Here is a 17981-nt window from a genome sequence, read left to right on the forward strand (position 1 = left end):
ATGACCACACCCCGTCGCACCCTCGCCATCTTGCTTGCTACCGGGATTTCCCTGGCTACGCCACTGACCGTCGCAGCAGGACCGCCAGGCGCGGCCTATGACTGCCTCGGGCCGCAGGCGGCGCAAGGTCATCGCGACGGCGTGCCGCCGCTGATGAAGGGACTGAAGCTGACCGCCGAGCAGCAGGCGCGCATCGCCGATCTGCGCAAACAGGACGCCGACCTGATGGACGAGAAGTTCAAGCACGTCCGCGACACCCGCATGCAGCTTGACGAAATGCAGATGAAAGGCCAGTACGACGAACTCCAGGTCAAGAAACTGACCGAGGAGGGCGCGCAGGTGACGGCAGAACTGGAACAGATTCGTGCCCGCCAGCACCACCAGATGATGGACATGCTCACCCCAGAGCAGCGCAAGGAGTTCGTGGCACAGAGCCAGCGAATGATGCAGCGCAGGCTTGAACAGCGCGTCCGCCAGTCTGGCGGCTGAGCAGCGCCGTGGGCGGAGCGCCCGCCCAGGCCGCGCTACGCGGCCTGCTGCTGCGCCCCTCTCGGCACGCTGGACTCGAGACGGTTGATGCCGGTGATCACCGCTCGCAGCGACGCGGTAACGATGTTGGTGTCCACCCCGGCGCCGTAGAACTCGCTACCGCCACCAGCCGCCGGCGCGACTTCGATGAAGGCGCAGGCCCTGGCGTTGCCGCCCTCGCCGCTGGGACTCATCGCGCGCTCTTCATAACTGCGCACCTGGATATCGATGCCGACACTCTGGAAGGCATTCACCGCTGCGTCGATCGGGCCGTTGCCGGTACCGGTGAGTACCTGCGGCATGCCGTCGATATCGACATTGAGGCGGATGCCTTGCCCGTTGCCGCCACCGTGCTCGAAGAGGTGGTGCTCGCGGTAGCGTACCGGGTCCACGCAGTCGATATAGGTCGCCGAGAAGAGCTGCCAGATGGCGGCAGCACTCATCTCGCCGCCGTGCTCGTCGACATGCTGCTGGACGACACCCGAGAACTCGACCTGCAAGCGGCGCGGCATGACCACGCCGTATTCGCTTTCCAGCAGGTAGGCAATGCCGCCCTTGCCCGACTGGCTGTTGACGCGGATCACCGAGTCGTAGCTGCGGCCAAGGTCGGCCGGGTCGATCGGCAAGTAGGGAACGTTCCAGAAACCGTCGCTCTGCCCGACCGCAAAGCCCTTCTTGATGGCGTCCTGATGCGAACCCGAGAAAGCGGTGAACACCAGATCGCCGACGTAGGGATGGCGCGGGTGAATCGGCAACTGGCTGCACTGCTCGAAGGTCCGGGCAACGGCATTGATGTCCGAAAAGTCGAGCCCCGGCGCGACGCCCTGGGTGTACAGATTGAGCGCCAGGGTGACCAGATCGACGTTGCCGGTGCGCTCGCCGTTGCCGAACAGGCAGCCCTCGACGCGCTCGGCGCCAGCCATCAGGGCGAGTTCGGCGGCGGCCACGGCGGTGCCACGGTCGTTGTGCGGATGCAGGCTGATGATCACGCTGTCGCGCCGCTCGAGGTGACGATGCATCCATTCGATCTGGTCGGCGTAGACGTTCGGCGTGGCCATCTCGACGGTCGTCGGCAGGTTGAGGATCACCTTGTTGTCCGGCGTCGCGCCCCAGGCGGCGGTCACCGCGTTGCAGACTTCGAGCGCGAAGTCGAGCTCGGTGGCGGTGAAGGTTTCCGGGCTGTATTCGAGCACCCATTCGGTCTCCGGCGCCTGCGCCGCCAGGTCCCTGATCAACTTCACCGCCACCACCGCCATGTCGATCACTTCCTCCCGGCTCATCTGAAAGACGGTCTCGCGGAAAGGTTTCGAGGTGGCGTTATAGACATGCACGATCGCCCGTCGCGCGCCGCGCACCGACTCCATCGTCCGCCGAATGAGATGCTCGCGCGCCTGCGTGAGGACCTCGATGCTCACGTCACCGGGAATATGCCCGCCCTCGATGAGGCTGCGCACGAAATCGAAGTCGGTCTGCGACGCCGACGGGAAAGCGACCTCGATCTCCTTGAAACCGATCTCGCAGAGCATCCTGAACATGCGCGTCTTGCGTTCGGCGTTCATCGGCTCGAAGAGCGACTGATTGCCGTCGCGCAGATCGGTGCTCATCCAGATCGGTGGCTTGCTGATCGTGGCATTCGGCCACTGCCGGTCGGCAAGCGCGACCGGCGGGAAAGAGCGGTACTTGCTGGCGGGGTTGGACAACATGATGGCGACTCCTCGGGTTTCGGGTGTTGAATCTGATGACCCACATGGTAGGGAAAAGCCGCCGGCAGGTGCTTGCGTATTGCCGCTTTAAAAGGGACTTTGGAGCAAGTCTGTTGCGCACATAAAAAGAAACCAGCATTACAATTGCGCAATTGCTTCAGCGGAGAAATCTCGTGCACCTCGATCGCTACGACTGGCAGATTCTGCGCGTCCTCCAGGAAGACGGCCGAATCAGCAATCAGGACCTCGCCGACCGCATCGGCCTTTCGCCCTCACCCTGCCTGCGGCGGATGCGCGCGCTCGAGGAATCCGGGCTGATCACCGGCTATCGCGCACTGCTCGACGCCAGGAAACTCGGCCTGTCGCTGATGGCGCTGATCTACATTTCAATGGACCAGCACACGCCCGAGCGCTTCACCGGCTTCGACGCCGCCATCGCCGAGATCCCGGAGTTGCTCGAATGCCTGCTGATCACTGGTCAGGACGCCGACTACCAGCTCAAGGTGGTGGTCAGGGACATGGACGCCTACCAGGAACTGCTCCTCAACCGCCTCACCCGCATCCCCGGCGTGACCGGCGTGCATTCGAGCTTTGTCCTGCGCCGGGTGGTTGACAGGACGGCGTTGCCGCTGGCGATGGCGTCGAGTTTTCTGGCCAGTTGATCCGGGAGGAGCGTTCACCAGGGTTCGGATGAATCAGTGGCTGCCGATCGCCGGATCGACGGGGGTCAGACAGATGGCGGCCTTCTGCAACTGCAAGACAATGCGCGCCCCGGGGACGATACCGCGGCGCTGCGCCACCGCGCTGCCGATGGCGAACGACAGCATCGCATCGCCGCCTTCGCCGACGCGAGCGGTCACCGTCGCGTGTCCGCGCCAGGCGAGTCGCTCGCTGACGATCGCGCCAAGCGTGTTCTCGCGCTCGGCCTGGTGGTCGCGAACGAGGATTACGCCGGCTTCGGGAACGATCCAGCAGATCCTGTCGCCGACGGCGAATTCGGCGTGATGCGCCGCCTGCAGCGGCTGCCCGTGCCAGTCGATCAGCGTCGTGTCGGTGCTCGGCGACTGCTCGGTGACCCTGCCGATGAAGACGTTCGGCTGGTCGGTGAGGCGGGCAACCAGCGCGCTCGCCGGTCGCGCCAGCAGTTCGCCTGGCGGCGCGGTGTGCAGCGTGCGGCCGTGGTGCAGGACGGTCATGTTGTCGGCAAGCAGCGCCGCCTCCTCGAGGTCGTGCGTGACCAGGATGATCGGGATGGCCAGCGAGCGGCGCAGCTCGATCAGCTGGCGCAGCAGCTTGCGGCGGGTCACCTGATCGAGCGCCGAGAACGGTTCGTCGAGGAGCAGCACCTGCGGCTCGCGCGCCAGCGCGCGGGCAATCGCCACCCGTTGCTGCTGGCCGCCGGAGAGTTCGGCCGGGCGCCGGTCCTCGAGGCCTTCGAGCCTGCTGCGCGCCAGCCAGTGACGCGCCTGCGCCGCGCGCGCGCGCGCCGGCAGGTGCTGCAGGGCGACCATCACGTTGGCCAGCGCGCTGAGGTGAGGAAAGAGCGCGTAGTGCTGGAAGACGAAGCCGACACGCCGCTGCTGCGGCGAGACATCGACGCCACCGCTGGCGTCGAACCAGATGTCGTCGCCGCAACGAACGCGCCCGCCCGACGGCCGGTGCAGGCCGGCAAGGCAACGCAGAATGGTCGATTTGCCGCTTCCCGAAGGGCCGACCAGCGCCAGCAGCTCACCGCTGTCGCAGGCGATGTCGGCGGCCAGCGGAATCGGCACGCTCTGTTCGAGGCGGGCGACCAGTTTCACCGGCGCAGCACCGAACGCCCGAGGCGACTGACCAGCAGCACGGCGACGAAAGACAGCGCCAGCAACAGCGCCGACATGCCTGCCGCCGCCGAATCGTTGAACGCCTGCGCCTGATCGTAGATGGCGATGGCGATGGTCTTGGTCTCGCCGGGCAGGCTGCCGCCGACCATCAGCACGACGCCGAACTCACCGAGGGTGTGCGCGAAGGTCAGCGCCAGCGCGGCGGCGACGCCCGGCCAGGCGAGCGGCAGTTCGATGCGCAGGAAGGTCTGCCAGCGCGACAGCCCGGAGACCCACGCCGCTTCGCGGACTTCGCGCGGGATGGCGGCAAAGGAACGCTGCATCGGCTGCACGGCGAAGGGTAGGTTGAAGATCAGCGAGGCGGCGAGCAGTCCGTCGAAGCTGAACACCAATGTCCGTCCGGTCAGGGCGTGGTACGCCTGGCCAAGGGGAGAGGCGCCGCCGAAGCCGAGCAACAGGTAATAGCCGAGAACAGTGGGTGGCAGCACCAGCGGCAGCAGGATCGCCGCCTCCAGCGCGCCCTGATGGCGAAACTGCGACCAGGCCAGGAGGCGTGCCAGCCAGATCGCCAAGGGCAGTAGCAAAAGTGCCGTGGCGCTGGCCAGTTGTAGCGAAAGCGAGAGCGCCTGCCAGTCGATCACGGCCATCCCTGCGGCCACAGTGCGCGCCCCTTACCTGGTTGCCGGCAGCGAAAAACCGTAGCGCTCGAAAATGGCGCGCGCCACCGGCTGTTGCAGATAGGCGTAGAAACGGCTGGCGTCCTCGCCGGCGTGACGGGTCAGCGCCATGCGCTGGCGCAGCGGCGGATGCCAGCTCTCGGGAATCAGTGCTGCGACACCGTGCCGGGCCAACTCGGGCGCCTTGACCAGCGACCAGGCAACGATGCCGCCCTGCGCCGAACCGCTGAGCGCAAACTGCGCCGCCTGCGCGACGTTCTCGCCGAGCACCAGCCTGCCCTGCAGCGCTGCCCAGAGGCCGGCGCGTTCGAGGACGGCGCGGGCGGCACGCCCGTAGGGCGCGTGCTCGGGATTGGCGATCGCCAGACGCTGCAGGCGACCATCGCCGATCGCCGCCGCCAGGTCGCGAAGTTCGCTGTCGACCTTCAGCGACGAGCCGTGGGGTACCAGCAGTGCGACGCGCCCGATTGCGTAGAGCTGGCCCTGGTCGCGCAGCAGGCCCTGTCCGGCGAGACGGAAAATGTACTCCTCGTCGGCGGACAGGAAGAGGTCGAAAGGCGCCCCCTGGGGAATCTGGCGGGCGAAGTTGCCCGAGGAACCGAAGGACAGAACGACCTTGTTGCCGCTCTCCCGTTCATAACGGGCAGCAATCTCGCCGAGCGCGAACTGCAGATCCGAGGCGGCAGCGACCTTGACTGTCTGGGCGTTGGCGACGATGACGAAAAAGCTCAGCAGAAGGAAAAGCAGGAAGCGCATCTTGTCATGACCCAAGGAGAGAGGAAGAGCAGGTGGGCAGGCGAGCCTGGCGACACGGCGCTCGTGGAGCCCGGCTCAGAGCTCGTGCAGCGAGCCATCGGCCTGTGAATGATTGGCATAGGTTGGCCAGTCGGGCGAATAGCTGTCCGCCTGATCGCCCCAGGTCGTCCAGCCGGCGCGCGTGCCACGCGCGAAGAGTTCGATGCGCGGCGCCGGGCTGCAGGATTCAATGAGCGCGTACTGTTCGTCGGGCTTGCGCGAATGCTCGCGTTTCATCGAGCGGATGATGTTCACCTGGCGCCGCCCCGGCGCCAGGGTGCGGGCGTTCTTGCCACGCACGCCAAAGAGGATGATTTCGGTGGTATTGCGAAAGTAGAAACCGACCCCTCGCCCATCAGGACCGCCGTCCTTGCGCACCTTGTGCCAGACGAGATTGCTCTTGTAGGCAAAGCCCCAGGACTGCAGGACGCGCAGGCCTTCCGGCAAGAGCGCGTTGGGAACCCAGAGATAGAGATGTGCGCTGTCCTGGCAAATCTCCGCCACCGGCAGCTCGCAAATGGCGTCCAGGGTCATCGTGTCGTAGCGATTGAGGCGTTTGTGTTCCGGCGCCACCTTGCCGGTCTGGTTCTGAAAGCGCCACGGCGGGTCGGCCAGCACGGTGTGGAAGCGCAGCCCGCCGGCTCTCAGCAGGAGGTCCTCGGCGGCAGCGATCATGGCGGGGTTTTGGCGGCCAATGCACGGTTCATGTCAGCACGTGTTGCGGCTCGCCGCGGGCGAAGGCTTCCAGATTGTCGATCAGCTGGTCGGCGAGTACCTGCATCGCGGGCTGGCTGGCCCAGGCGACGTGCGGGGTTAGCAGGAAATTGGACAAGGCCAGCAGCTCGGGAGCGAGCAGGGGGTTGCCGCTGCGCGGCGGCTCGACGCTGAGGACGTCGAAGCCGGCCCCGGCGATCCAGCCTTCCTGCAGCGCCCGGGCCAGCGCTGCTTCATCGACCAGGCCGCCGCGCGCGGTATTGATCAGCAGCGCCGAGGTTTTCATCGACCGCAGTTCGGCTTCGCCGATCAGCCTCGCCGTTTCGGCGTTCAGCGGGCAATGCAGTGAAACCACGTCGGCCTGGCGTAGCGCTTCGGCGAAGGGCGTGTAGCCAGGACGAACGCTGAGGGCATCCTTGCGTTCGCTGCGCAGCACGCGCATGCCGAACGCGGCGGCCAGACGGGCGACTCCGCTGCCCAGGCTGCCGCTGCCGATCAGCGCCAGCGTTGCGCCGTGCAGGTCGCGGATCGGGTAGTCGAAAAAGCAGAACTGCCCGGAACGCTGCCACTTGCCGTCGACGACCGCCTGCCGATAGGCGAAGAGATTGCGCGACAGCGCCAGCAACATCGCCAGCACCTGCTCGGGGACGCTATGCACGGCGTAGCCACGGATGTTCGAGACGATGATGCCACGCGCACGGCAAGCGTCGACATCGATGTTGTTGCTGCCGGTGGCGGCGACGGCGACCATCTGCAAGGCGGGTAGCGCGGCAATCAGCTCGGCGTCGATCTGCAGTTTGTTGACGATGGCCATCGTCGCTCCGGCGAGCCGCTCCTTGACCTCGTGCTGCAGCGTCTGCGCATGTTCGACCCAGTGATGCGGGAAATCCGGCCGGCGAACTTCGGCGATGATCGATTCACGCTCAAGATAGACAATTCGGTGCATGGCTCAATCCACGAACGGTTTGTCGTAGCGGATGGCGACTTCGGCGACCTTGGCGCCGAGGGCAGAATCGCCGGAAAAGCACAGCCGGCTGACCTGGCTGGCGACACAAAGGCCTTCGATGGCTTTCAGGTCGCCGTGCAAAACGTTGAAAACGCCCGCAGGGAAAGCGCTCTCGGCCGTCAGTTCGGCCAGGGCGAAAACGGCCGAGGGCGCTTTCGGGCTCGGTTTGACGACCACCGTCGCGCCCGCCAGCAGTGCCGGAACGGCGTGCCGCAGCGGACCGAGCAGCGGCGCGCTGTCGTCGCTGACGATGGCCACGACCGCCTTGGCCGCGCTGCTGCCGCCCCTGCTATCGGTCGCCGAGTCGCGGCCGCGCAGCAGGCCGAGCGCGGCGTCGACTTCGGCCGCTGCCGAAGCGGCATCCTTGCCGGTTTCTTCGCTGATCAGGGCGGCGAAATGCTCGCCATACCCGGCCAGCGCGTCGGCCAGGACGAGCAACAGGGCCGCGCGTTCAGCGACGCTTCTGGCCGCCCAGTCAGCGAGGGCCGCCTGCGCCGAGCCAGCGGCAGCGAGCGCTTCGGAAGCGCCGCACAGCGGTGTGCGCCGCTTGACCTCGCCGCTGCGTGCGTCGCGAACATCGAAAAAAGCCGGTGCCATGGTCAAATAGGCGTGCCCATTGATCCACAGCGGTATGGCCAGGACCTGGTCGGTTGCGGACATCATCTGGAGGTTCGCTCCTTGCTTGGTTGCCGAGGAAGTCGCCTGGGCGACTCATGAATTGAGGCAATGCCGGATATCGGAAGAGGGGACTGGCCTGGCGCGTCGCTGCGCTCGCGCACCTCACCGGACGCGCTGGCACTGGCGGTAGAGTTTGCGAAACGTCCTACCCGGCGCTGCGGGCAGGTCGCGAGCGGCGCAAGAAGCGCTGGGCACGACCAGGTAGCCTACGAACAGGGCAACGCGCATGATGGTAAGATATTGCGCCGCACAAGTCAGCGTGGGCGAGTGGCAGAGCCAGCAATAGTAGTCTCCCACAGGTAAAAACGGAAGGTTCCGGGAATTGCGATAGGAAGGTAATGGCGGAACAACAGGCAGAGAAGACGTCGATACAGGTCATCGAGCGCATGATGTCGCTGCTCGACGTGCTGGCTGACATCCGCGAGCCGGTGAGCCTCAAGGTCCTGGCCAGGAACAGCGGCCTGCACCCGTCGACGGCGCACCGCATCCTGGCCGCGATGACCAGCGCCGCGGTTGTCGAGCGGCACGAGAACGGCAGCTATACGCTCGGCATCCGGCTCCTCGAACTGGGAAATCTGGTCAAGTCGCGGATCAGCATCCGTGAAGTCGCCCGGCCATACATGCAGCAATTGCACGAGGCCATCGGCGAGGCCGTCAACCTCGGCATCCGCCACGAGGACGAGATCATCTACGTCGAACGTACCTCCAGCGGTCGCTCGCTGGTCCGCGTCGTCTATCTGGTCGGTGGTCGGGCGCCACTGCACCTGACTTCGGTGGGCAAGCTGTTTCTTGCTGCCGACAGCGCCAGCGATGTCCGCGCCTACGCGCGTCGTACCGGTCTGCCGGGCAAGACGCCGCACTCGCTGACGCGCCTCGATGCCCTGGACAAGGAACTCGACAAGATTCGCCGCCACGAAGTGGCCTTTGACAATGAAGAAGCGGAGGTCGGCCTGCGCTGCATCGCTGCGCCGATCCGCAACGACGAGGATCAGCTGGTCGCCGGGCTTTCCGTCTCGGCCCCCAGCGACCGCCACGATCCAGACTGGGCAACGACGATCAAGGCAACGGCCGACAAGATCGCGCGGGCCCTGGGCCATCAGGCACCACCGCACCCATAACCCGCGCGACCGGTCTGCAAGCCGTGGAACAAGAGACACCCGCACCAACCACCGCGAAGAACGGTGCCGCCATTGCCGTGGCGATGCTTGCTACACTCTGTCCCCTGCCACGGAGCCCATTGAATGCCCCTGCCGACATCGCTGCTGCCCTTTCTTTTTGTCTTTCTGTGGAGCACCGGATTCATCGGCGCCAAGTTCGGCCTACCCTACGCCGAACCCTTGACCTTCCTGCTCACCCGCTACCTGCTGGTGCTGACGCTGATGCTTCCCCTTGTACTGCTGACGCGCGCACCGTGGCCGGCCAATCCGCGCCAGTTTTTCCACATCGGCGTTTCCGGCGTTCTCGTGCACGGCGTCTATTTGGGTGGCGTGTTCATGGCCATAAAACACGGCTTGCCGGCGGGCGTGACGGCGCTGGTGGTCGGCATGCAGCCGCTGCTGACTGCCTGCGGGGCCGGCTTTCTGCTCGGCGAACGCGTCTCGCCGCGGCAATGGCTGGGCCTGGCGCTCGGCTTCGCCGGAGTGACCCTGGTCGTTGCCAACAAGCTTGCTGGCGTGCCACTGGCGGCAATGCTCGTTCCGGCCATCGCCGCATTGCTCGGCATCACCCTTGGCACCCTGTATCAGAAGCGCTTCTGTCCGCGATTCGACCTGCGTACCGGCTCGGTAATCCAGTTCCTGCCCACCGCGCTGATCACCGCCGTCGTCGCCTCGGCAAGCGAAAGCATGCTCATCGAGTGGACGCCGCAGTTCGTCTTCGCCCTGCTGTGGCTGGTGCTGGTACTCTCGGTCGGGGCGATCAGCCTGCTCAATCTGCTTATCCGCAGTGGCAGTGCGGTCAACGTCGCCACCCTGTTCTACCTGACGCCGCCGAGCACGGCGATCATCGCCTGGCTGCTGTTCGACGAAACACTCGGCGCGCTGGCGGTTGCCGGCATGGTGCTGGCGGTCAGCGGCGTCTATCTGGCGCGCGCGACACCGCGATGAATGAGGCAGGGCAGAACGGGAAAGCAGGCCCGCTGCGTATTCTGGGCATCGACCCGGGCTTGCGCATCACCGGCTTCGGGCTCATCGAAAAGACCGGCAACCGCCTGTCCTACCTGGCCAGCGGCTGCATCAAGACCGACGCCGGTGCTTCGCTGCCCAGCCGCCTGGGAACCATACACAGGGAACTGCGCACGCTGGTCGCCCGGCATCGGCCCGACCAGGCGGCCGTCGAAATCGTCTTCGTGAACGTCAATCCACAATCGACGCTGCGCCTCGGCCAGGCAAGGGGTGCGGCGATCACAGCGCTGGTCGTCAGCGGCCTGGAAGTCGCCGAGTACACTGCCCTGCAGGTCAAACAGGCGGTGGTCGGCAACGGCCACGCCGACAAGGTGCAGGTGCAGCACATGGTGCGCCGCCTGTTGTCGCTGGCGGCCGAGCCGAGCCCGGACGCCGCCGACGCCCTGGCCTGCGCGATCGCGCACGCGCACGGGGGCCAGGGCATCGAACAATTGAGCAGCCGCGGTCTGCACGTCCGCAATGGGCGATGGATGGTCGCCAAGGAGAACAAGAGATGATCAGCCGATTGAGTGGCATCCTGCTCGCGAAGAATCCGCCGCAGGTAGTGGTCGACGTGCATGGCGTCGGCTATGAGCTCGAGGTACCGATGAGCACCTTCTACAACCTGCCCGAGAACGGCGAGAGACTCAGCTTGCTGACCCATTTCGCGGTCCGCGAGGACGGGCAGTTCCTCTACGGTTTTGCCACCGAAAGCGAGCGCTTCGCGTTTCGCCAGCTGCTCAGGATCTCCGGCGTCGGCGCGCGCATGGCGCTGTCGGTACTCTCCGGACTGTCGGTGAGCGACCTGGCGCAAGTCGTCTCCCGTCAGGAAGTCGGGCGGCTGACCAAGGTACCGGGAATCGGCACCAAGACCGCCGAGCGCCTGCTGCTCGAACTCAAGGGCAAGCTCGCCGAGGCTCTGCCGACGGCCACGCCGGCGGCCGCCGACAGCCGCAGCGACATTCTCAATGCGCTGCTGGCGCTGGGTTACAATGAGCGCGAAGCAGGCGCCGTGATGAGGCAGTTGCCGGCCGAAACCACTACTTCCGACGGCATTCGGCAGGCGCTCAAACTGCTGTCAAAGGTCTGAACCGCGCCCATGAATCCATGAATCCCAGCCACAAGCAACTGATCCAGATCGCGCTCGTCGCGCTGCTTCTGATCGGCTGTGTTGCTGTGCTGCTGCCGTTTACGGGCACCCTGCTTTTCGCCGTCGTCATCTGCCTGACGACGCTGCCGATTCGCAACCGCCTGCTGACGCTCTGCGGTGGGCGCAGCAGTCTAGCGGCGCTCCTGCTGTCGCTACTCTTGCTGCTCTTGCTGGTAGTGCCAATGGCCTTGCTCTCCGGCTCACTCGCCGACGCCGTTCAGATCGGCATCCGGCAGGTGAAACCACTGCTGGAGAGCGGCATTCCCGGCCAACCGCCGGCGTGGCTTGCCAGTCTGCCGATCATCGGCCCGGACGTCACCGGATATTGGCACGATCTGGCCGATAGCCGCGAGGAAATGAACAATCTCCTGCGTCAGGTTTTCGACCCGACGCGCAAGTTCGCGCTGGCCGCGGTGGCCCTGTTTGCGCAAGGACTGTTGCAACTGGTGCTGGTGATCTTCTTCGTCTTCTTCATCTTTCGCGACGCGCATATCTACGCCGACGCCCTGCTCACCGGCAGCCGCATGCTCGCCGGCAACCTCGGCGAACGGATGCTGACGCTGGCCGAGGGAACCGTCACCGGCGTCATGGCCGGGATCGTCGGAACCGCCGCGGCGCAGTCGATCGTGGCCATGATCGGCTTTCTCGTCGCCGGCGTTCCGGGCGTCATTCTGCTGACCATTGCCACCTTCTTTTTCTCGATGGTGCCGGTGGTCGGCGCGACGCTGATCTGGTTGGGGGCGGCAATCTGGCTGTACAACGGCGACCAGACCGGCTGGGCCGTGTTCATGGTGCTGTGGGGGATGTTCGCCATCAGCAGCGTCGATAACTTCCTCAAACCGATCCTCATTTCGCGCAGCGCGAGCCTGCCGCTGCTGCTGATCGTCGTCGGCGTTTTCGGCGGCGTCCTGGTCTTCGGCTTCATCGGCCTGTTCCTCGGGCCAACCCTGCTCGCCCTCGGGCAGGTGCTGATCCGCGAGTGGCTGGCGCACGACGGTCCCGACTCCCCCGCCGCCCTGGCCACGGAAAGCGAGCGCCAGCCATGATCGAAAGCGACGATCTCGGCGCAGCGCCGATCGAGCGGCTGATTTCGGCCGAGTCGAAATCGACGCAGGAAGAAGCCATCGAGCGCGCTCTGCGGCCGCGGCGGCTGGCCGATTACGTTGGCCAGGCGAAAATCCGCGAACAGCTGGCGATCTTCATCGAAGCCGCCAGGCGGCGCCGCGACACGCTTGACCACGTCCTCCTCTTTGGTCCGCCCGGACTGGGGAAAACGACGCTGGCGCACATCATCGCCGCCGAAATGGGCGTCAACCTGCGCTCGACATCGGGCCCGGTCCTCGAGAGAGCCGGCGATCTGGCCGCCATCCTGACCAACCTCGACGCGCACGACGTGCTGTTCATCGACGAGATCCACCGCTTGTCGCCGGTCGTCGAGGAAATCCTCTATCCGGCCCTGGAAGACTTCCAGATCGACATCATGATCGGCGAGGGGCCAGCGGCGCGCTCGGTCAAACTCGATCTGCCGCCCTTTACGCTGGTCGGCGCGACCACCCGCGCCGGCATGCTCACCAACCCGCTGCGCGACCGCTTCGGTATCGTCTCCAGGCTCGAGTTCTACACCGCCGAGGAGCTGACGCAGATCGTCACGCGTTCGTCGCAGTTGCTCAAGGTGCCCGCCGATAGCGGCGGCGCGCTGGAAATCGCGCGCCGTTCGCGGGGCACGCCGCGGGTTGCCAACCGGCTGTTGCGGCGGGTACGCGATTTCGCCGAAGTCAGGGCCGCCGGCCGGATCACGCGCGAGGTCGCCGACGCGGCGTTGCTGATGCTCGACGTTGACCACGGCGGCCTCGACGTCATGGACCGCAAGCTGCTGTCGGCGGTGATCGACAAGTTCGCTGGCGGCCCGGTCGGTGTCGACAACCTTGCCGCGGCCATTGGCGAAGCGCGCGATACCATCGAGGATGTGCTCGAACCCTACCTGATCCAGCAAGGTTTCCTGCAACGCACACCGCGTGGGCGGATGGCGACGGCAGCCGTCTACCGGCATCTGGGTCTCGAACACCTGCTCGCCGACGCGCAGGTCGAACTCTGGCGAAACACCTGAGCCGCTCCTTGCACGCCCGGTCACAAAAGCTTACTTTCTACGTGAAGAAAGCTGCATTAGAATCTGATCCTACGATGAAATTCACGCCCAAGCTCAGTTCTTTCTCGATTCCCGTTCGTATCTACTACGAAGACACCGACGCCGGCGGGGTCGTCTATTACGCCAACTATCTGAAGTTCCTCGAACGCTGTCGCAGCGAATGGCTGCGCGCGATCGGTCATCGGCAGGCGAACTTGCTGCGCGACCCGGGGATCGCCTTCGTCGTGCGCAGCGTTCAGGTCGACTTCCTGAAGCCGGCTCGGCTCGACGATCAGCTACTCGTTGATCTCGAAGTGGAGAAGATCAGCCGCGCACAAATATTTTTTCGCCAGGCCATCCGACGTGCCGACGAGAGCGTCGCCGGCGGCTCGATCGCCCTGCTCGGCGCCACCGTCCAGATCGTTTGTGTAAACTCGGCGCAGATGAAGCCGACTTCGATTCCCGCATTTCTGCGGTCCCAACTGGAAGCATTGCAATGAACGTCTCGCAAGACCTCTCGATCCTGCACCTGATCCTCAACGCCAGTGCCGTCGTGCAGGCGGTCATGCTCCTCTTGGCCGGCGTTTCGTTCATGTCCTGGTACTACATTTTCCGCAAGTGGTTCACCGTCAAGGCGGCGCGATCGCAAACCGAGCAGTTCGAGCGCGACTTCTGGAGCGGCGGCGATCTCAACAGCCTCTACCAGAGCGCCATCAACGACCGCCACAGCACCGGCAGCATGGAACGTATCTTCGAAGCCGGTTTTCGCGAGTTCACCAAACTGCGCAGCCAGAAGCACCTCGACGCCAAGGACGTCATCGACGGCTCGCGCCGCGCCATGCGGGCCACCTATCAGCGCGAGATGGACAGCATCGACTCGCATCTTGCCTTTCTCGCCTCGGTCGGCTCGGTGAGTCCCTACGTCGGCCTGTTCGGCACCGTCTGGGGAATCATGCATTCCTTCCGCGGCCTGGCCAACGTCGGTCAGGCGACGCTCTCGGCGGTTGCCCCGGGGATTGCCGAAGCGCTGGTGGCCACCGCCATCGGCCTCTTCGCGGCGATTCCGGCAGTAGTCGCCTACAACCGCTTCGCGCACGAGATCGATCGCCTCTCGTCGCGCTTCGAGTCGTTCATGGAGGAATTCTCGAACATCCTGCAACGGCAAGTGAGGTAAGGCCATGCGTCCGCGCCGTCTGAAAAACGAGATCAACGTCGTCCCCTATATCGACGTCATGCTGGTGCTGCTGGTGATCTTCATGGTCACCGCGCCGATGATGACCACCGCCAGCATCGACGTGCCGTCGGTCGGCAAAGCGGCGCAGCCGCCCGCCGACGCGCTGCAGGTCAATGTGCGCGCCGACGGGAGCCTGACCCTGCTGGCACCGGGGGCCGGCGAACGTCCGCTGACAAGCGGCCAGCTGCCCGGGGAGATTCGTGCGGCACAGACTGCGAACCCCGAACTGGCGGTGGTCATCGTCGGTGACCGCAGCGTCAAGTATGAAGCCGTGCTCAAGGTCATGGACGAGTTGCAGCGCAACGAGGTCAAGCGCATTGGCCTGCTCGTCCAGCTGGCCGACAAGTGAGTTGCTGAGCAGTGAATTCAGTCGACACACCCACGGCGCCACCGCAAGCAGCCGATCCAGCCAAATGGCGCTCGCTGGCTCTTGCGGCAACCGTCCATGTTCTGCTCATCGGCGCCTTGTTCTTCGGCGTGCAATGGAAGAGCAAGGCACCGAAGTCGATCGAAGTCGAAGTCTGGCGCAGCGCACCGGCGCCGGCTCTGCCGGTCAAGACCGAGCCGGCACCGCAAGCCAGGCCGGAGCCCGAGCCAAAGCCCGAAGTGAGGCCGGAACCGAAACCTGCCCCGTCGCCACCTCCGCCCCCGCCTCCAAAGCCGGCGCCAAAACCCGAAGCGAAGCCCGAACCCAAACCGGCACCCAAGCCCGAGGTCAAGCCGGACATCGTGCTGAAGGAAGAGAAAAAGCCCAAGGAAACGCCCAGGAAAGAAGAAGTCAAGGAGCCGCCGAAGAAGGAAGCTGCCAAAAAGGAAGAGCCGAAAGCGAAGGAGCCACCGCCGAAGGAACAGCCGAAAACCAAAGAACCGCCGAAAAAGGAAGAACCCAAGCCGAAGAAGGAGGAGCCCAAGCCGCAACCGGAACGCCGACCAAGTTTCGAGGACGAGCTGGAACGTGAGAAAGCGCAGCTGGAAAAGCAGAAGGCGGCGCAGGAAGCGAAGCAGAAAGCGGCCGAGAAAGCGGCTGAGAAAGCCGCTCAGGACCAGCGCGCCCGGGCTCAGGCCGAGGCACGCCAGCTCAAGCAACTGCAGGCCGAACAGGCGGCCGTCGAGCGCGCCCGCGGCCTGGCCGAGTACATGGACAAGGTGCGTGGCAAGATTCGTGGCAACATCGCCCTGCCGCCAGGCATCCAGGGAAATCCGGAGGCCGAGTTCGAGGTCACGCAACTACCCAGCGGCGACGTCCTCGACGTCAAGATCCGCCGTTCGAGCGGCAACGCAGCGCTCGACGCCGCCGTCGAGCGCGCGATCCGCAGATCGTCGCCCTTGCCGAAACCCGCTCAAGCGGAACTCTTCGATCGGGTCCTGAAGATCCCCTACCGCCCACGTGACGACTAGCAATCGGCGTTGACAGTTGGCGCCCTTTTCTTTCGCTTTGGCAGGCAGCTCTCGACAAGATCAATCTTTGTTACAGATGCCAAGAATGCAAAGGCGATATAATCTCCCATTCTGTATTGGATCGCGCCATGTCAAGAACACTCTCCCAGATCCGTCGTATCGGCCTGTTTGCCGTCTGCGCACTTGCTTTGCTGCACGCGTCGGCACACGCTCAACTGACCATCGAGATCACCGGTGCTGGCGCCAACCGCATTCCCGTGGCCATCGCCGACTTCGGCGGAGATCCGGCCGCTTCGAGGATTCTGACTTCGGTCATCCGTAGCGACCTTGAACGCAGTGGCCTGTTCAAGATGATCGACACCGGCGGCATTGCCATCACCGAGACCAGCAGCCCGATCTTCGGCGACTGGAAAAGCCGCGGTGCCGACGCGCTCGCCGCTGGCAGCATCGGCGTGAGTGCCGACGGACGCCAGGAGGCACGCTTCCGGCTTTACGACGTCACCCGTGAGACGGTCCTCGGCGGCTCTGCTTTCGTGACCTCGAAGCCGATGCTGCGCGCCGCGGGACACCGCATCGCGGACGTGATCTACGAGAAGCTGACCGGCGAGCCTGGCGTTTTCTCGACGCGAATTGCCTATGTCGTGCGGGTCAACGCCGCGCGCTACGAGTTGCACATCGCCGATGCCGACGGGCAGAATGCGCAGATGGCTCTGATCTCCAAGGAACCGATCATCTCGCCCTCCTGGTCGCCTGATGGCGACCGTCTGGCCTACGTCTCGTTCGAAAACAAGAAACCCGTGGTGTATGTGCACTCGCTGGCCTCCGGCAAGCGTATCGTCGTGGCCAACTTCAAGGGTTCGAACTCGGCGCCGGCATGGTCTCCCGACGGCCGCCGTCTGGCCGTCGTGCTGAGCAAGGAGGGCGGCTCGCAAATCTTCATCGTCAATGCCGACGGCACCGGCGCGCAGCGCCTGACGAGCAGCAGCGCGATCAATACCGAACCCAACTTTTCTCCGGACGGACAATTCGTCTATTTCACTTCGGACCGTGGCGGCAGCCCGCAGATCTACAGGGCCGGTATCGGCGGTGGCGACGTGCAGCGGGTGAGCTTCGAAGGCAGCTACAACGTCACGCCACGCCTGTCGCCGGACGGCAAGTCGATGGCCTTCATCAGCCGGCGTGACGGCGGATTCCGTTTGAGCGTGATGGATCTGGCGAGCAGGCAGGTACAGGTACTGACCGACTCCTACAAGGACGAGTCACCGACGTTTGCGCCGAACGGCCGGATGATCCTGATTGCCACCGAGTCCGGTGGTCGGGGCGTCCTCTCGGCGGTGTCTACCGACGGCCGAATCAAACAACGCCTGTCCATATCGGCGGGTGATGTTCGCGAGCCGGCGTGGGGCCCCTTCAACAAGTAAAAAGTCGCTTTAATCATCCATTTTCCGCAGGAGATAGATCCATGAAACAACTCGTCATCCCGGCTGCTCTTGCCCTTCTGTTGGCCGCCTGCAGCTCGACGCCAGACGCCGACAAAGCCGGCGCCGGTGCGCCGGTCGAGTCACGCGGGCCGGGAGTGGCCACCGTCACGACAGGGGGTGTCGATAGCCAGCGCCTGCCACCCGAGCTCACCGATCCCAACAATATCCTCTCCAAGCGCAGCGTCTATTTTGATTATGACAACTACGAAGTGAAACCGGAATACCGGGATCTGGTCGCTTCGCACGCCAAGTTCCTCACTCAGAACCGCCAGTTCAGACTGCTCATCCAGGGCAACACCGACCAGCGCGGCAGCCGTGAGTACAACCTTGCGCTCGGTCAGAAACGCGCCGATGCGGTGAAGAGAATGCTGGCCTTGCTCGGCGCTCAGGAAGAGCAGCTCGAGGCAGTGAGCCTCGGCGAGGAGAAGCCGAAGAATGAAGGCCAGAACGAAACCGCCTGGGCCGAGAACCGTCGCGCCGACATGCTCTATAACGGCGAGTTCTAGG

21 protein-coding genes are annotated in these 17981 nt (G+C 64.9%); 14 read left to right on the forward strand and 7 right to left on the reverse strand.

Annotated features, from left to right (window positions below; genetic code table 11):
* A complete protein-coding gene (locus QZ634_RS14080) occupies positions 1 to 489 on the forward strand; it encodes a Spy/CpxP family protein refolding chaperone (protein WP_291989363.1) in 489 nt (162 codons plus the stop codon).
* Between the two features lie 35 nt (positions 490 to 524).
* On the opposite strand, the gene leuA is transcribed toward QZ634_RS14080, so the two are convergent.
* A complete protein-coding gene (gene leuA, locus QZ634_RS14085; RefSeq protein WP_291989365.1) occupies positions 525 to 2231 on the reverse strand; it encodes a 2-isopropylmalate synthase in 1707 nt (568 codons plus the stop codon).
* Between the two features lie 173 nt (positions 2232 to 2404).
* Between leuA and QZ634_RS14090 the strand changes: the two genes are divergently transcribed.
* Complete coding sequence (locus tag QZ634_RS14090) at positions 2405 to 2893, forward strand: Lrp/AsnC family transcriptional regulator (RefSeq protein WP_291989367.1); 489 nt, start codon at positions 2405 to 2407, stop codon at positions 2891 to 2893.
* Positions 2894 to 2926: 33 nt separating this feature from the next.
* Here the strand turns inward: QZ634_RS14090 and QZ634_RS14095 are convergent, their stop codons facing one another.
* From QZ634_RS14095 to QZ634_RS14120, 6 genes are all read right to left on the reverse strand, one after another.
* The gene (locus tag QZ634_RS14095) at positions 2927 to 4033 is read right to left on the reverse strand and encodes an ABC transporter ATP-binding protein (RefSeq protein ID WP_291989369.1); all 1107 of its coding nucleotides are present in this window, start codon (positions 4031 to 4033) and stop codon (positions 2927 to 2929) included.
* The gene (modB, locus tag QZ634_RS14100; RefSeq protein WP_291989948.1) at positions 4030 to 4692 is read right to left on the reverse strand and encodes a molybdate ABC transporter permease subunit; all 663 of its coding nucleotides are present in this window, start codon (positions 4690 to 4692) and stop codon (positions 4030 to 4032) included. Before modB ends, QZ634_RS14095 begins: the two co-directional genes overlap by 4 nt.
* A 33-nt stretch (positions 4693 to 4725) precedes the next feature.
* The gene (gene modA / locus QZ634_RS14105) at positions 4726 to 5487 is read right to left on the reverse strand and encodes a molybdate ABC transporter substrate-binding protein (protein ID WP_291989371.1); all 762 of its coding nucleotides are present in this window, start codon (positions 5485 to 5487) and stop codon (positions 4726 to 4728) included.
* A gap of 75 nt (positions 5488 to 5562) precedes the next feature.
* A complete protein-coding gene (locus QZ634_RS14110; protein ID WP_291989373.1) occupies positions 5563 to 6201 on the reverse strand; it encodes an MT-A70 family methyltransferase in 639 nt (212 codons plus the stop codon).
* Positions 6202 to 6229: 28 nt separating this feature from the next.
* The gene (locus tag QZ634_RS14115) at positions 6230 to 7186 is read right to left on the reverse strand and encodes a D-2-hydroxyacid dehydrogenase (protein ID WP_291989375.1); all 957 of its coding nucleotides are present in this window, start codon (positions 7184 to 7186) and stop codon (positions 6230 to 6232) included.
* Positions 7187 to 7189: 3 nt separating this feature from the next.
* A complete protein-coding gene (locus QZ634_RS14120) occupies positions 7190 to 7909 on the reverse strand; it encodes an aldehyde dehydrogenase family protein (protein ID WP_291989377.1) in 720 nt (239 codons plus the stop codon).
* Positions 7910 to 8262: 353 nt separating this feature from the next.
* On the opposite strand from QZ634_RS14120, the gene QZ634_RS14125 reads away from it, so the two are divergent.
* The 12 genes from QZ634_RS14125 to pal all read left to right on the forward strand — a co-directional run bounded on the left by QZ634_RS14125 (position 8263) and on the right by pal (position 17980).
* The gene (locus tag QZ634_RS14125) at positions 8263 to 9042 is read left to right on the forward strand and encodes an IclR family transcriptional regulator (protein WP_291989379.1); all 780 of its coding nucleotides are present in this window, start codon (positions 8263 to 8265) and stop codon (positions 9040 to 9042) included.
* A 123-nt stretch (positions 9043 to 9165) separates the two neighbouring features.
* The gene (locus tag QZ634_RS14130; RefSeq protein ID WP_291989381.1) at positions 9166 to 10029 is read left to right on the forward strand and encodes a DMT family transporter; all 864 of its coding nucleotides are present in this window, start codon (positions 9166 to 9168) and stop codon (positions 10027 to 10029) included.
* Complete coding sequence (ruvC, locus tag QZ634_RS14135; RefSeq protein WP_291989383.1) at positions 10026 to 10604, forward strand: crossover junction endodeoxyribonuclease RuvC; 579 nt, start codon at positions 10026 to 10028, stop codon at positions 10602 to 10604. The genes QZ634_RS14130 and ruvC overlap by 4 nt, the downstream gene beginning before the upstream one ends.
* Positions 10601 to 11176: a Holliday junction branch migration protein RuvA gene (gene ruvA, locus QZ634_RS14140; protein ID WP_291989385.1), complete on the forward strand. Its 576-nt coding sequence runs from the start codon at positions 10601 to 10603 to the stop codon at positions 11174 to 11176. The genes ruvC and ruvA overlap by 4 nt, the downstream gene beginning before the upstream one ends.
* Before the next feature lie 17 nt (positions 11177 to 11193).
* Entirely contained in the window at positions 11194 to 12282 is a 1089-nt protein-coding gene (locus QZ634_RS14145) for an AI-2E family transporter (RefSeq protein WP_291989387.1), read from the forward strand.
* The gene (gene ruvB, locus QZ634_RS14150; RefSeq protein WP_291989389.1) at positions 12279 to 13343 is read left to right on the forward strand and encodes a Holliday junction branch migration DNA helicase RuvB; all 1065 of its coding nucleotides are present in this window, start codon (positions 12279 to 12281) and stop codon (positions 13341 to 13343) included. The genes QZ634_RS14145 and ruvB overlap by 4 nt, the downstream gene beginning before the upstream one ends.
* Positions 13344 to 13417: 74 nt before the next feature.
* Positions 13418 to 13861, forward strand: a complete 444-nt coding sequence (gene ybgC, locus QZ634_RS14155) for a tol-pal system-associated acyl-CoA thioesterase (RefSeq protein ID WP_291989392.1) — start codon at positions 13418 to 13420, stop codon at positions 13859 to 13861.
* Positions 13858 to 14535, forward strand: a complete 678-nt coding sequence (gene tolQ / locus QZ634_RS14160) for a protein TolQ (RefSeq protein WP_043567916.1) — start codon at positions 13858 to 13860, stop codon at positions 14533 to 14535. The genes ybgC and tolQ overlap by 4 nt, the downstream gene beginning before the upstream one ends.
* A 4-nt stretch (positions 14536 to 14539) precedes the next feature.
* Positions 14540 to 14944: an ExbD/TolR family protein gene (locus QZ634_RS14165; RefSeq protein WP_291989394.1), complete on the forward strand. Its 405-nt coding sequence runs from the start codon at positions 14540 to 14542 to the stop codon at positions 14942 to 14944.
* An 11-nt stretch (positions 14945 to 14955) separates the two neighbouring features.
* A complete protein-coding gene (gene tolA / locus QZ634_RS14170) occupies positions 14956 to 15993 on the forward strand; it encodes a cell envelope integrity protein TolA (RefSeq protein ID WP_291989396.1) in 1038 nt (345 codons plus the stop codon).
* Positions 15994 to 16121: 128 nt separating this feature from the next.
* Positions 16122 to 17414, forward strand: a complete 1293-nt coding sequence (tolB, locus tag QZ634_RS14175; protein ID WP_291989398.1) for a Tol-Pal system beta propeller repeat protein TolB — start codon at positions 16122 to 16124, stop codon at positions 17412 to 17414.
* Positions 17415 to 17455: 41 nt separating this feature from the next.
* A complete protein-coding gene (gene pal / locus QZ634_RS14180; protein ID WP_291989399.1) occupies positions 17456 to 17980 on the forward strand; it encodes a peptidoglycan-associated lipoprotein Pal in 525 nt (174 codons plus the stop codon).
* Position 17981 lies beyond the last annotated feature (1 nt).

This window comes from Candidatus Accumulibacter sp. ACC007 (assembly GCF_907163205.1).
Taxonomy (GTDB): domain Bacteria; phylum Pseudomonadota; class Gammaproteobacteria; order Burkholderiales; family Rhodocyclaceae; genus Accumulibacter; species Accumulibacter regalis.

Excerpts from the sequence above, each read along its gene's own strand:
- QZ634_RS14080 (WP_291989363.1), top strand. The coding sequence starts at position 1 with ATGACCACACCCCGTCGCACCCTCGCCATCTTGCTTGCTACCGGGATT.
- leuA (WP_291989365.1), bottom strand. The coding sequence starts at position 2,231 with ATGTTGTCCAACCCCGCCAGCAAGTACCGCTCTTTCCCGCCGGTCGCG.
- modA (WP_291989371.1), bottom strand. The coding sequence starts at position 5,487 with ATGCGCTTCCTGCTTTTCCTTCTGCTGAGCTTTTTCGTCATCGTCGCC.
- QZ634_RS14110 (WP_291989373.1), bottom strand. The coding sequence starts at position 6,201 with ATGATCGCTGCCGCCGAGGACCTCCTGCTGAGAGCCGGCGGGCTGCGC.
- QZ634_RS14115 (WP_291989375.1), bottom strand. The coding sequence starts at position 7,186 with ATGCACCGAATTGTCTATCTTGAGCGTGAATCGATCATCGCCGAAGTT.
- QZ634_RS14120 (WP_291989377.1), bottom strand. The coding sequence starts at position 7,909 with ATGATGTCCGCAACCGACCAGGTCCTGGCCATACCGCTGTGGATCAAT.
- QZ634_RS14125 (WP_291989379.1), top strand. The coding sequence starts at position 8,263 with ATGGCGGAACAACAGGCAGAGAAGACGTCGATACAGGTCATCGAGCGC.
- QZ634_RS14130 (WP_291989381.1), top strand. The coding sequence starts at position 9,166 with ATGCCCCTGCCGACATCGCTGCTGCCCTTTCTTTTTGTCTTTCTGTGG.
- ruvC (WP_291989383.1), top strand. The coding sequence starts at position 10,026 with ATGAATGAGGCAGGGCAGAACGGGAAAGCAGGCCCGCTGCGTATTCTG.
- ruvA (WP_291989385.1), top strand. The coding sequence starts at position 10,601 with ATGATCAGCCGATTGAGTGGCATCCTGCTCGCGAAGAATCCGCCGCAG.
- QZ634_RS14145 (WP_291989387.1), top strand. The coding sequence starts at position 11,194 with ATGAATCCCAGCCACAAGCAACTGATCCAGATCGCGCTCGTCGCGCTG.
- ruvB (WP_291989389.1), top strand. The coding sequence starts at position 12,279 with ATGATCGAAAGCGACGATCTCGGCGCAGCGCCGATCGAGCGGCTGATT.
- ybgC (WP_291989392.1), top strand. The coding sequence starts at position 13,418 with ATGAAATTCACGCCCAAGCTCAGTTCTTTCTCGATTCCCGTTCGTATC.
- tolQ (WP_043567916.1), top strand. The coding sequence starts at position 13,858 with ATGAACGTCTCGCAAGACCTCTCGATCCTGCACCTGATCCTCAACGCC.
- QZ634_RS14165 (WP_291989394.1), top strand. The coding sequence starts at position 14,540 with ATGCGTCCGCGCCGTCTGAAAAACGAGATCAACGTCGTCCCCTATATC.
- tolB (WP_291989398.1), top strand. The coding sequence starts at position 16,122 with ATGTCAAGAACACTCTCCCAGATCCGTCGTATCGGCCTGTTTGCCGTC.
- pal (WP_291989399.1), top strand. The coding sequence starts at position 17,456 with ATGAAACAACTCGTCATCCCGGCTGCTCTTGCCCTTCTGTTGGCCGCC.